This window comes from Streptomyces sp. NPDC030245 (genome assembly GCF_055572995.1).
Genome location: NZ_JBVICF010000003.1, coordinates 112,259 through 124,519 on the forward strand (window position 1 = coordinate 112,259; position 12,261 = coordinate 124,519).

Below are 12,261 nucleotides of genomic sequence, written 5' to 3' on the forward strand. Positions count from 1 at the left end.
GGGAACTGCGCGAACAACCCCCACGGGCCCGCAGGCGGGCGACGGCGGTGGGGTGCGCTTATAGGGGCGCGGGGAACTGCGCGAACAACCCCCACGGGCCCGCAGGCGGGCAACGGCGGTGGGGCGCGCTTTCAGGGGCGCGGGGAACTGCGCGAACAACCCCCACGGGCCCGCAGGCGGGCGACGGCGGTGGGGTGCGCTTATAGGGGCGCGGGGAACTGCGCGAACAACCCCCACCGGCCCGCAGGCGGGCGACGGCGGTGGGGTGCGCTCAGGGGCGCGGGGAACTGCGCAAAGCCCCTCACCGCCCCACGAGTGCACCACCGCCACCCTGCGAAGCACCAAGCACCCACGCCACATCCCGAACCAACGCCCCCCGCCACCCCACCCGATCATGCCCAGCCGCCGCCCGAGAGACCTTGACCTCCGCCCCGGCCCCCCGAACCAGCTCCTCCGTCAGCTCACAGTGAGGCAGCATCCGCACCTCGTGCTCCCCCACGTCGAAGGCGACCCGCAACCCGGACAGGTCGGGCCGACCGGCCGAACCGCCCCGATCCACCCCCGCCCCGAGCCGCGCGGCCAAGGCACCGCCCACCGCCCCGCCCAGCGGATCCGCCGAACCCACCGCGTCCGGCGTCCACCAGAACGACCCCGACTGGCAGGCCACACGGGACACCAACTCCGGGAACTCCAGCGCCGCGTACACCGCGCTCAGCCCGCCGAGGCTCTGCCCGACGACCACCAGCCGCTCCGGGTCGCCGGGCACGCCGCACTCCGCCACCAGCGGCAGCAGTTCGTCCCGGACGGCCTCCCACAGCGCGGGCTCGCACGCGAACTCGGCCTCGCGGTCCTTGGCCGGCAGGAAGACAAGAGTGACGGGAGGCATGTCACCGGCGGCCACAGCCGAATCGAACGCGGTCACGGCCGGGTGGAGGTACAGCCAGTCGTCCCCGTCGAGCAGCAGGACCAACGGCCCGCCGCCGCCCGCCGCGTGGACCCGCACGGTACGCCGCCCGCCGAGCCGCTGGCTGGCCCACCGGATCCGGGTGCTCGGCAGCGGCAGGATGTCGTCGGGGCCGACGGAGGGCCAGTGGGGCTGGGCCGGGGCGTCCGGGGTCGTGGCGATGGACCGGTCCCCGCCCGCGCCTTCAGGGTTGAAGGGGTCGGCGTACGCCTCGCCGTCGGCGAGGATCTGGTAGGTCACCCGCAGCCGCGCGGGCATGCGCACTTCGGCGTACCAGCAGTCCGTGTCGGCCCACCGCCGCAGGGGCACAGGCTCCGACCAGCTCTCAAACACGACGCGCGCGGCGGAGGAACCACGCCACAGAAAAAGCGCCCTCCACCCACCACTGTCACCTTCGGCATCAGCGCGTACGCACACAGGAGTACGAGCACCCGCCCAGAACGCCTCGGTGCCGGGCTCACCGGGCAGTCCGAACTCGGCGAAGGCGCTGTCCGTGTCGGCCGCCAGGCGCATGAACGTCTCCTTGTGAGGGTGAAGGAAGAAAGGCTAAGCTCGCATTAATTTAGGGGAGCCTAACCTAATCCTCGGTCTCGCCCAAGATACGTCCGTCACGCCCAAGGAGGCACCGACACATGAGCACCAACCCCTTCGACGACCCCGAAGGCCGCTTCCTGGTCCTGGTGAACGACGAGGGGCAGCACTCGCTCTGGCCGTCCTTCGTCGAGGTCCCCGGCGGGTGGACCATCGCCTTCGAGGAGAACACGCGGGACGCCTGCCTGGCGTACATCGAGACCAACTGGACCGACCTGCGCCCGCGCTCCCTCGCGGCCTCCGTGGACGGCTGACCTCCGAGGCACCCCGCGCGCCCCGCGCCCCGCGCACCTCGCGCCCACCGCAAGGGACACCGTCGATGCTCTGCACCAGACTGACGAACGCGCGCTTCCTCACGATGGATCCGGACCACCCCGTCGCCCACGAGCTGGGCATCTGGCGGGGGCGGATCGTGGGCCTGGACGAGGCCGTGGCCTCGCTGCCCGCGCGCGAGGTGATCGACCTGGAGGGCGCCACCGTGCTGCCCGGCTTCGTCGACGCCCATGTGCACCTGGCCTGGACCGGCCTCAAGGAGACCACCTTGAGCATCGTGGGCCGCACCCGGATCGACGACGTGCTGGCCGTGGTGGACGCGGCGGCCACCACGGAGGGCGCGGCGGCCACCACGGAGGGCGCGGCGGACACCGCAGAGGGCGCCCCCGGCTCCTGGCTGCACGTCGCCGGCTACGACCAGCGGCCCCTCGGCCGCCATCTGACCGCCGCCGAACTGGACCGGGTCAGCCACGGCCGCAAGGTGTTCCTGCTGCACGAGTCCGGGCACGGCTGCGTCGTCAACTCCGCCGTACTTGACCTGCTCCCTGCCGGCACCCCGCACGAGAACGGCTTCCTGGCCGAGGGCGCGATGGGGGCCGCCCGCGCGCTGCGTCTGCCGTACTCCCAGCGCGAGTTGGCCGAGGCGATCGGACGCGCTGCGCGGATCTGCCTGGGCGAGGGCGTCACCGCCTGCGCCGAGGCGGGCATCGGCGGCACCCTCTTCGGCCACAGCCCGGTCGAGCTGGGTGCCTACCAACTCGCCCGCGACGAAGACCTGTTGCCGCTCCGCGTCCAGCTCATGGTCTCCGCGGACCGGCTGAACCCCGTCGCCGCGCACGCGGCCGACGGCATACCCAAGGCGCTCGACCTCGGCCTGCGCACCGGGTTCGGCGACGACCGGCTCTCCGTGGGTGCGCTCAAGATCTACACCGACGGTGGCATGATGGCCCGTACCGCCGCGCTGAGCACGCCGTACGAAGGCCTCGACCACGCGGGCCAGTTGCAGGACGACCCGCAGGCGCTCGCCGACACGATCGTGGACGGGCACCTCGCGGGCTGGCAGCTCGCCGTCCACGCGATCGGCGACCGCGCGGCCGACCTCGCCCTGGACGCCCTGGAGCGCGCCCAGCGCCTGCGGCCGCGCCCCGCGGCCCGGCACCGTGTCGAACACGCCGGACTGATCCGCCCCGACCAGCTCCCGCGCTTCGCACGGCTCGGCGTCACCGCGGTCGTCCAGCCCAACTTCCTGCGGTACTTCGGTGACGACTACGCGGCGATCATGGGTAAGGACAGGGCACCCTGGCTCTACCGGGGCCGAGGCTTCCTCGACCAAGGCATCCCTCTCGTCGGCAGCTCCGACCGCCCCGTCGCGGACGGCTCCCCGCTGCGCGCCATCCAGTTCATGGTCGAGCGCGCCTCCGCGTCCGGCCAGGTCATCGGCCCGGACGAGGCCATCACCGTCGACGAGGCCCTGCACGCCTACACCGTCGCCGGCGCCCACGCCTGCCACTGGGAGGACACTTTGGGCAGCCTCACCCCGGGCAAGCGCGCGGACCTGGTCGTGCTCGGCGACGACCCCCGCCGCGTCGACCCGTCGCGCATCGGCGCCATCGAGGTGGCGGCGACCTACGTCGACGGACGCGCGACGGGACAGTAGACGCACCGCCCCTCCCGGCCCCTAGGAGCCCAGAAACCCAGGGGCCCAGGGGCCTAGGAGCCCGTGAGGATCACGAGTTGCCGGGTCGCCCGCGTCATCGCGACATAGCGGTCGACCGCCCCCTCGATGCCCGCACCGAACGAGTCCGGCTCGACGAGCACGACCAGGTCGAACTCAAGGCCCTTCGACAGCTCCGGGGTCAGGCAGCTCACCCGCGGCGGAGCCTGGAACTTCTCGTGGAACGCGGCGTCGCCGATGACGCACGCGACCCCGCCCTCGTGCGCGGCGAGCCAGTCGTCGAGCACCGACTCCAGGTCCACGACCGCCCCGTGCGCGACGGGAACGCCGCTGCTGCGGATGGACGTCGGCACGTTCGCGTCGGGGAGTTCAGCCCGGATGACCGGCTCGGCCTCCGCCATGACCTCCTCGGGCGTGCGGTAGTTGATGCTCAGGGAGGCCATCGTGATCCGGTCGATCCCGGCCCGCGCCAGGCGCTCCTCCCACGACTCGGTGAAGCCATGCCTTGCCTGCGCGCGGTCACCGACGATGGTGAAGCTCCGGGACGGGCAGCGCAGCAGCAGCATCTGCCACTCGGCGTCGGTCAGCTCCTGCGCCTCGTCCACGACGACGTGCACGAACGGGCCCGCGAGCCGGTCCGGGTCCTCGGTGGGCAGGGCGCTCTCGTCGATCAGGCTGTCCTGGAGGTCCTTGCCGTGCAACATCCGCACGGCGCCCTCGCTGTCGTCACCGGCCGAGGAGAAGTCGGCCGCCGCCAGGATCTGGTCGATGACGCCGGACATGCGCTCGCGCTCGGCGGCGACCGCGATGTCGTGCCGCCGCCTGCGCCGCGCGGCCGCGGGGTCGCCGAGCCGCTGCCGCGCCGCGTCCAGGATCGGCAGGTCCGACACGGTCCAGGCCTGGGGCGCGTCCTTGCGCTGCAACCTCATGACGTCGTCGCGGTCGAGCCAGGGCGCGCACATCCGCAAGTACGCGGGGACCGTCCACAGGTCGGAGACGACGTCGGCGGCTTCGAGCAGCGGCCACGCGCGGTTGAGGGTCGTGACGAGTTCCCTGTCCTGCCGCAGCGACCGCTGGAACATCTCAAGGGAGACGCCGTCCTCCTCCTCGTCCATGCCCTGCTTGTCCATGAGGATCGTGGCCAGCTCCTCCCAGATCAGCTCGCGCGCCTCGTTGTGCGCGGTGGCCGGACCCGGCGCCCGGAACGCCTCGGCCCAGTCGGCCCTGCCCACCCTCACCTCGGCCCAGGGTGTCCTGACCGTGACGGCCTCGGTCGGCGGCTCCTCGTAGAACGCGACGGCCTTCTCGACCGCCCTCACCATGTCCGCCGACGCCTTCAGGCGGGCCACCGCGGGGTCGGCCTCGGGCACCGCCGCGGCGCCCTCGGCGACGAGGTCCCGCAGCGTGCAGGTCTGCACGCCCTCCTCACCCAGGCTCGGCAGGACGTCGGCGACGTAACCCAGGTAGGGCTCGTGCGGCCCGACGAAGAGCACGCTGCCGCGCCGGTTCTTGCCGAGGCGGGGGTCGGAGTAGAGGAGGTACGCGGAGCGGTGCAGGGCGACGACGGTCTTGCCGGTGCCCGGCCCGCCGTCGACGACGAGGGCGCCGCGGGAGCTCGCGCGGATGATGGCGTCCTGGTCGGCCTGGATGGTGCCGAGCACATCGCGCATCCGGGCCGACCGGTTGCCGCCCAGGCTGGCGATGAAGGCGGACTGGTCGTCGAGCGCGGCGTGGTGTTCGAGGCCGTCGGCGGTGAACACCTCGTCCCAGTAGTCGCTGATCCGGCCGCTGGTCCAGCGGTACCTGCGGCGGCTCGCCAGCCCCATCGGGTTGGCGTGGGTCGCCGCGAAGAACGGCTCGGCCGCGGGCGAACGCCAGTCGACGAGGAGCCGGTTGCCGTCGTTGTCGGTGAGGCCGAGACGTCCGATGTAGAGCGGTTCCGCGTCGGCGGCGCCGTCCGTGGTGACGACGCGCCCCAGACACAGGTCGAGGCCGAAGCGGCGCAGGGTGCGCAGGCGGCTGCTCAGCCGGTGGATCTCCGAGTCCCGGTCCATCGCCTCCCGGCCGATGCCGCCGGGCGCCTTGCGCAGCACGTCGAGACGGCCGGAGAGTTCGCCGATGGCCTGGTCGAGGCTGTCCGCGATGGCGGCGAAGTGTTGTTCGTCGCGGCCGATGAGCGCCGGGTCGGCCTTGGCCGAAAGGGTGGCGGGCAGGTTGAACGCACTGGTGGTCAGGGGGGTCTCCGAACTCCGCAGGATCAGGCTTAGGCCAGTGATTGTCCGGGACGACCGGGGCCTTGCCGCAAGCCCCCCAGTGCGCTATAAGTTGAGAGTGGCAAGAGGTGAGTACACCCTCTTGCCTTTGTTGTTTCGGGCCCCGGTCGTTCCCTGCTCTCTGCTCTCTGCTCTCTGCGGACTGCGGACCTGACCGCATCCCGCCCGCTGCATAGCCCCTCTCGGCCAGTGCCGAAGATCCGTCCCGGCTGGACTCGCCGATCTAAGTAAGGCTAGCCTTACCTCACTTGTCCCGACGGGCCGTTCCTCGATCGTGGAACGCCGAGGAAGGTCCAGCCTTGATCACGGCTACGCCGCGCCCTGCCCACCCGCACCACCAGCTCTCAGCTCCGCCGCGGCAAGAGCTCCCCGAGGGAATGCCCACCGTGCGCGCCGCCCGTGAAGAGGACGCCGCCGCACTCGTTGCGCTGTCACTGCCCTTCGTACGCTCCGGTGCGCTGCGGGAGCGCCCGCCCTCGCTCTACGCGGCCCACGCCGCCGACTTCCTCGTGATGGACGTACCGGGCGGCCCGCTGGAGGGCTGCGTGGGCCTCCGCGTGCACCCGGCCGATCCGGCGGAGGGTCGGAAGGCCACGGGCGTCCTGTACAACTTCTGCGTGGCCGGGCACCGGCAGGGCCGTGGAGTGGGCGCCGGTCTGCTGCGCGCCGTACTGGCCCTGGCGCACGCCCAATCGCTCGACGCCCTGTTCACGGCGACGACGGGCGGCGGCGACCTGTTCCTCCGCTATGGGTTCGCCCCCGCGGACCCGCGCCTGGCGCCGCCGGCCTGGGCACGCTCCCTCGACCCCCGGCGCAACGCGCGGGTACTCGCGCGGAGTCTCTGACACGAAGTGGCGGCGGCGCTCCCGCCCCGGATCGCACCGGGGCCGGGAGCTTCGTCCATTACGCGGTCAGACAGGTCAAACAGGTCAGACAGGTCAGGCAGGTCAGACGGCGCACTCGGCGAGGTCCGGACTGCTGTCGGGAACCACGGTCGTGCCGGGGCTGGTCCTGTCCAGAAGGCCCCGCAGCACCGCGTGCGGCACTCGCCCGTCGAGCACGTGCGCCTTGCGCACGCCGCCGCGGACGGCCCGCAGGCACCCCTCCATCTTCGGCAGCATCCCGCTCGCCAGCTCCGGCAGCAGCCCGTCCAGCGCATCGGCCGTCAGCCGCTCTATCACCTCGGTGCTGTGCGGCCAGTTCGCGTACAGGCCCTCCACGTCGGTGAGCATCACGAGGCGCTCGGCGTCGAGGGCCACGGCCAGGGCCGACGCCGCGAGATCGGCGTTGACGTTGTAGACCTGACCGTCCTCGCCGCGTGCCACGGGGGAGACGACCGGGATGTGGTCCTGCTCCAGAAGCGTGCGCACCGCGCCGGTGTTCACGTCCACGATGTCGCCGACGAGACCGATGTCCACCGGCCGGCCGTCCACCCAGGCGGACCGCCGCACGGCCGTCATCGTGTGCGCGTCCTCGCCCGTCATGCCCACGGCGAAGGGCCCGTGGGCGTTGATGTGGCCGACCAGATCCCGCTGGACCCGGCCGGTCAGCACCATGCGGACCACCTCCATGGTCTCCGGCGTCGTCACCCGCATACCCGCCGCGAACCGGGTCTCCAGGCCCAGACGGTCGAGCATCGCGTTGATCTGCGGGCCGCCCCCGTGCACGACGACGGGGCGCAGACCCGCTTGCCACAGGTCCACGACGTCACGCGCGAAGGTCCGCTGCAATTCGGCGTCGACCATGGCGTGACCGCCGAACTTCACGACGACCACGCTGCCCCGCAGCTCCTCGGAGACCTGTGCGTGCTCCCTGACGACCGTTCGCATGTCTGCCCCTACTCCGTTCACGAGCTGTACGCGCTGTTCTCGTGGACGTACGCCGCGGTGAGGTCGTTCGTCCAGATCGTCGCCGCCGCCTCGCCCGAGCGCAGGTCGACGGTGACCGTCACCTGACGGCCCGACAGGTCCACCCCGTCCCGCGGCTCGCCCGCCGCGCCGTCCCGGCACACCCATACGTCGTTGATCGCCACGTCGAGGCGGTCCGGGTCGAAGACGGCGGAGGTCGTACCGATCGCCGAAAGGACCCGGCCCCAGTTCGGGTCCTCGCCGTGCAGGGCGCACTTGAGGAGGTTGTTGCGGGCCACCGAGCGGCCGACCGTCACGGCATCCTCCTCGGACGCGGCGCCGATCACTCGTATCTCGATGTCCTTGGAGGCGCCCTCCGCGTCCGCGACGAGCCGGAGCGCCAGGTCGAGACAGACGCCGTGCACGGCCTCGGCGAACTCGGCCGGGTTCGGCCGCACCCCCGAGGCGCCCGACGCGAGCAGCAGCACGGTGTCGTTGGTGGACATGCAGCCGTCGGAGTCCACCCGGTCGAAGGTGGTGCGCACCGCCTCCCTGAGCGTGGAGTCGAGCGCCGCGGCGCTCACGTCGGCGTCGGTGGTGAGGACCACCAGCATGGTCGCGAGCCCGGGGGCCAGCATGCCCGCGCCCTTCGCCATGCCGCCCACGGTCCAGCCGGGACCGGACGCCACCGCCGTCTTGTGCACCGAGTCGGTCGTCTTGATCGCGACCGCGGCGGTCTCGCCGCCGTCGTCCGACAGCCGTGCCGCGGCGGACTCGATGCCCGCCGTCACCCGCTCCATGGGCAGCCGTACGCCGATGAGCCCGGTGGAGCACACCGCGACCCGACCGGGCTCGGTGCCTACGGCCCGAGCCGTGCGCTCGGCCATCTCCCGGGTGTCGGCCTCGCCCTCGGGGCCCGTACAGGCGTTGGCCCCACCGGAGTTGAGGACGACCGCGGCCAAGTCGCCGTCCGCGATCACGCGCCGGGACCAGCGCACGGGCGCGGCCTGGACGCGGTTCGAGGTGAAGACGCCGGCCGCGGCGCTCGAAGGCCCGCGGTTCACCACCAGCGCCAGGTCCGGGGCGCCGGACTCCTTGAGCCCGGCGGAGACTCCGCTCGCGAGGAATCCCCGGGCAGCGGTCACGCTCACGGAGCCACTCCGTTCATGGGCAGGCCCATTCCTTCGGGAAGGCCGAGGGCGACGTTCATGCTCTGCACCGCGCCACCCGCGGTGCCCTTGGTCAGGTTGTCGATGGCGCTCACACAGACGACCCGGCGAGCGGCCGTGTCCACCGCCACCTGCAACTGGGCGGTGTTGGAGCCGAGGACGGCGCCCGTGGACGGCCAGGTACCGGGCGGCAGGAGGCGTACGAAGGGCTCGTCGGCGTAGGCGTTCTCGTAGGCGGCGCGCACCTCGTCCTCGGCGGTGTCGGCCGGTATGCCGGGGCGCAGGCGCGCCGAGCAGGTCGCCAGGATGCCCCGGGGCATCGGTGCCAGGGTCGGGGTGAAGGACACGGTCACCCGCTCACCCGCGACATGGGACAGGTTCTGCGTCAGCTCCGGGGTGTGCCGGTGGCCACCGCCGACTCCGTAGGGCGTCATCGAGCCCATCACCTCGGAACCGACCAGATGGGGCTTGGCCACCCGGCCCGCCCCCGACGTGCCGCTGGCGGCGACGACGACGGCTTCCGGCTCCACCAGCTGTGCCAGGAAGGCGGGGAAGAGCGCCAGGGTCACCGCCGTCGGGTAGCAACCGGGCACGGCGACGCGATCGGTGCCCTTCAACGCGTCCCGCGCCCCCGGCAGTTCGGGCAGTCCATAGGGCCAGGTCCCGGCGTGCGGGGAGCCGTAGAACCGCTCCCAGTCGGCCGGGTCGCGCAGCCGGAAGTCCGCCCCGCAGTCCACGACGAGCGTGCCCGCCTCCAACTGGCGCGCCAGCGCGGCGGACTGGCCGTGCGGCAGCGCGAGGAACACCACGTCGTGGCCGCGCAGGGACGCGGCCGACGTCTCCTCCAGGGTCCGGTCCGCGACGGCGGCCAAGTGCGGTTGTACGTCCCCGAGTCGCCGCCCCGCGCTGCTGTGCGCGGTCACCGCGCCGATCTCGACCTCCGGATGCGACAACAGCAGGCGGAGGATCTCCCCGCCGGCATAGCCACTGGCTCCGGCCACCGCGGCCCGTACTGTCATGGTCTCCGTCTCTCGTGAGGGTCCGTCTGTCTGGCTGTCCGTGCGCTCCGCGCGTCTCAGGCGTGGTTCGGCTCCCTGTGCAGGAGCAGGCCGCGCAGCAGGCCGTCGGTCGTGCAGACCATGCCGGTGCGCGCCGCCCAGCGAAGCGCCAACGTGTGTTCCTCGGCGGAGAGGTCGGCCACCGCGTCGGCGACGACGAACGGCTGTATGTCGTTCATGAAGGCGTCCGCCGCGGTCAGCAGGACACCCAGGTGTGCGTACACCCCGCAGATGATCAGCTGGTCGCGGCCTTTCGACCGCAGCAGCCTGCCGAGGTGGCTGCGCAGGAAGGCGTTGTGGCGCACGTTCGCCAACAGGTGCTCGCCGGGGCGGGGGGTGAGCGGCGCGACGATGGCGGCGGCGCCCGGCTCGTCCCCTATGCCGGGACCCCACATGTCGGCGACGAGCCCTCGCTGCCCCGGCTCCTGCTCGGCCGGCTCCGCGCTGAAGACCACGGGTATGTCCAGCGTCGCCGCGAGTTCCCGAAGCGTCGCGATGTTGTCGACGAGCTCCACCACCGGGGAGCGTCCCGTGGGGAACGCGCCCACGAAGTGGTTCTGCATGTCGTGGACCAGCAGCGCGGCACGCACCGGATCGATCCTCCAGGAGACATGCGACCGGGGCAGGTCGGTGCGGTCCGGCATCGGGTAGGAGCCGATGGCGGGTAGGCCCATGGGTGATTTCCCTCCCCTGAAGACGCGCGCACCGCTGGGTCCGAACTGCAAGTTGACCTTAGCTTAGCCTAACCTAAATAGCCCCATGGCTGATTGGGTCGGCCGGTCAGCCGAGCGCTGGTGTGAGACACATCTTGAGGCCGGAGCGGGCGAGTTCGCTGGGCCTGTGGATAACCGTTGGCGTGCCCCTGACCGGGGTTATCCACAGGGTCAACAGGAATCCTGCGATCCGCGGGAGAGTCGACGCATGACGAATCACAGCGAAGTAGTCGGCCCGCTCGACGGGCCGGTGGTCACCCTGCGTACTCCGGCCGAACTGGCGGACGCCTTGCCGTACTTGCTCGGCTTCAAGCCCGAGGAGAGCATCGTGCTCATCGCCCTGCACGGGGAGCGGGGGCGCTTCGGCGGCCGCGTGCGCCTCGGCGTCCCCGAGCGCGCGGGGGACTGGCCCTGCGTCGCGGAGCAGCTGGCCCGGTGCCTGGTGAGCGGTTGCGAGAGGAGGGGAGGGCGCCCCGACGGGATCGTCGCCTTCCTCTGCCAGGAACCCGCCGACGGCGAGACGGGACAGCAGGTCGTGGCACGCCTGCGGCCGCTGGCACAGGTGCTGCGCACCGCGTGCGGCCGCCTTGACGTGCCGGTGTTCGAAGTCGTGTGCATCTCGGCAGGCCGCTTCTGGACGTACTGCTGCCCGGACACCCGCTGCTGCCCGCCGGAAGGCACGCCTCTGCTCAGGCCGGGCACCTCGGTCCTGGCCGCCGCCGCGACCTACATGGGCGTCCGCGCGACCACCACGCAGAGCGAGATCAGAGGACGGCTGACCCCGTGGACCACCGCGGCGGCGACGGACCAGGAGCGCGCACTCGACGCGGCAGCATGCGAACTCGCCCCCAGGATGCTCAGCGAGGGGGACCTCGAAGACGACGGAGGCGATCAAGCCGTCCACGGAGTCGCCGCCGAGACTCTCGACCTGGCCCGCCGGATCATGGCGCGGCTGGCCGCCTCTCCCGCGCTGCCCGACCCCCTCGACGCGGACAACAGCGACGACGAGCTGATCGCGCACGACGAGGCGGCCGCCCTGATCCTCGGCCTCCAGTCCAGGGCGACCCGCGACCGCGCGGCGGAATGGATGGAGGGCGCCGAAGGACCGCCCGCGCTGCGCCTCTGGAGGGCCCTGGCCAGGCGCTGCGTCGGTGCGTACGCGGAGCACGCGGCCGCGCCCCTCGCCCTCGCCGGCTGGGTCGCCTGGTCCCTCGGAGACCTGGCGGAAGGCCAGGAGGCCCTCGACATGGCGCTGCGCGCCGATGCCGACTACACCTTCGCCCTGCTCCTCAACCGCGCCTGCAACGAGGATTTGGACCCCGAGTCGATCCGCCGCTGCCTGCGGAGGCGGCGCGACGACCGCAGCGACGAGGCGGCGCCGGGCACGGTGGCCCCCAAGGCACCGGAAGGCGCCTCGCCCCGGCGCCGCCGCCGACGGCCGCACCGCTCGGCGGCGGGCGAAGGACCCAGGGCTCCCGGCGGCCCTGCAACCGTCGGCGGTCCGCGGACCCCCGGCATCCCGGGTCCAGGCCCGCGAAAGCGTCGCCACACCACCGGGCGCGGCGCGAGGGACGACCAGTGAGCGCGCGGTTCCGGTGCTGGGCCAGATGGTCGGCTTCCCGCCAAGGGGCGTTACTCGGGACCGGGTCGGCCCGTTCACCTGAGTGGCGGTACCCGCAGCCGGGTCGCGCCGCGGCA

10 protein-coding genes are annotated in these 12,261 nt (G+C 72.5%); 4 read left to right on the top strand and 6 right to left on the bottom strand.

Annotation, left to right across the window (positions count from 1 at the left end):
- Positions 1–301 precede the first annotated feature (301 nt).
- Entirely contained in the window at positions 302–1,477 is a 1,176-nt protein-coding gene (locus tag ACZ4Z4_RS09095) for an alpha/beta hydrolase-fold protein (RefSeq protein ID WP_468324394.1), read from the bottom strand.
- Between the two features lie 119 nt (positions 1,478–1,596).
- Between ACZ4Z4_RS09095 and ACZ4Z4_RS09100 the strand changes: the two genes are divergently transcribed.
- Together ACZ4Z4_RS09100 and ACZ4Z4_RS09105 are read left to right on the top strand one after the other, a co-directional pair.
- A complete protein-coding gene (locus tag ACZ4Z4_RS09100; RefSeq protein ID WP_468324397.1) occupies positions 1,597–1,809 on the top strand; it encodes an MbtH family protein in 213 nt (70 codons plus the stop codon).
- A 65-nt stretch (positions 1,810–1,874) separates the two neighbouring features.
- On the top strand, positions 1,875–3,485 hold the full coding sequence (locus tag ACZ4Z4_RS09105; RefSeq protein WP_468324400.1) for an amidohydrolase: 1,611 nt from the start codon (positions 1,875–1,877) through the stop codon (positions 3,483–3,485).
- A 53-nt stretch (positions 3,486–3,538) separates the two neighbouring features.
- Here ACZ4Z4_RS09105 and helR read toward each other — a convergent pair whose 3' ends face one another.
- Positions 3,539–5,758 carry an RNA polymerase recycling motor ATPase HelR gene (gene helR / locus ACZ4Z4_RS09110; protein ID WP_468325733.1) on the bottom strand — a complete coding sequence of 740 codons (2,220 nt, stop codon included), beginning with the start codon at positions 5,756–5,758 and terminating at the stop codon, positions 3,539–3,541.
- A gap of 317 nt (positions 5,759–6,075) precedes the next feature.
- On the opposite strand from helR, the gene ACZ4Z4_RS09115 reads away from it, so the two are divergent.
- Positions 6,076–6,621, top strand: a complete 546-nt coding sequence (locus tag ACZ4Z4_RS09115) for a GNAT family N-acetyltransferase (RefSeq protein ID WP_468324402.1) — start codon at positions 6,076–6,078, stop codon at positions 6,619–6,621.
- A 102-nt stretch (positions 6,622–6,723) separates the two neighbouring features.
- Here the strand turns inward: ACZ4Z4_RS09115 and argB are convergent, their stop codons facing one another.
- Genes argB through ACZ4Z4_RS09135 form a run of 4 tightly spaced genes read right to left on the bottom strand, consistent with a single transcriptional unit; the run spans position 6,724 to position 10,524 of the window.
- Positions 6,724–7,605: an acetylglutamate kinase gene (gene argB, locus ACZ4Z4_RS09120; RefSeq protein WP_468324403.1), complete on the bottom strand. Its 882-nt coding sequence runs from the start codon at positions 7,603–7,605 to the stop codon at positions 6,724–6,726.
- A 17-nt stretch (positions 7,606–7,622) separates the two neighbouring features.
- Entirely contained in the window at positions 7,623–8,774 is a 1,152-nt protein-coding gene (gene argJ, locus ACZ4Z4_RS09125) for a bifunctional glutamate N-acetyltransferase/amino-acid acetyltransferase ArgJ (RefSeq protein WP_468324406.1), read from the bottom strand.
- Positions 8,771–9,811, bottom strand: a complete 1,041-nt coding sequence (argC, locus tag ACZ4Z4_RS09130) for an N-acetyl-gamma-glutamyl-phosphate reductase (RefSeq protein ID WP_468324408.1) — start codon at positions 9,809–9,811, stop codon at positions 8,771–8,773. Before argC ends, argJ begins: the two co-directional genes overlap by 4 nt.
- A 56-nt stretch (positions 9,812–9,867) precedes the next feature.
- Positions 9,868–10,524, bottom strand: coding sequence for an isochorismatase family protein (locus ACZ4Z4_RS09135; protein WP_468324410.1), 657 nt, complete (start codon positions 10,522–10,524; stop codon positions 9,868–9,870).
- A gap of 247 nt (positions 10,525–10,771) precedes the next feature.
- Here ACZ4Z4_RS09135 and ACZ4Z4_RS09140 point away from each other — a divergent pair, with 247 nt between their 5' ends.
- Positions 10,772–12,145, top strand: a complete 1,374-nt coding sequence (locus tag ACZ4Z4_RS09140; protein WP_468324412.1) for a DUF4192 domain-containing protein — start codon at positions 10,772–10,774, stop codon at positions 12,143–12,145.
- Positions 12,146–12,261 lie beyond the last annotated feature (116 nt).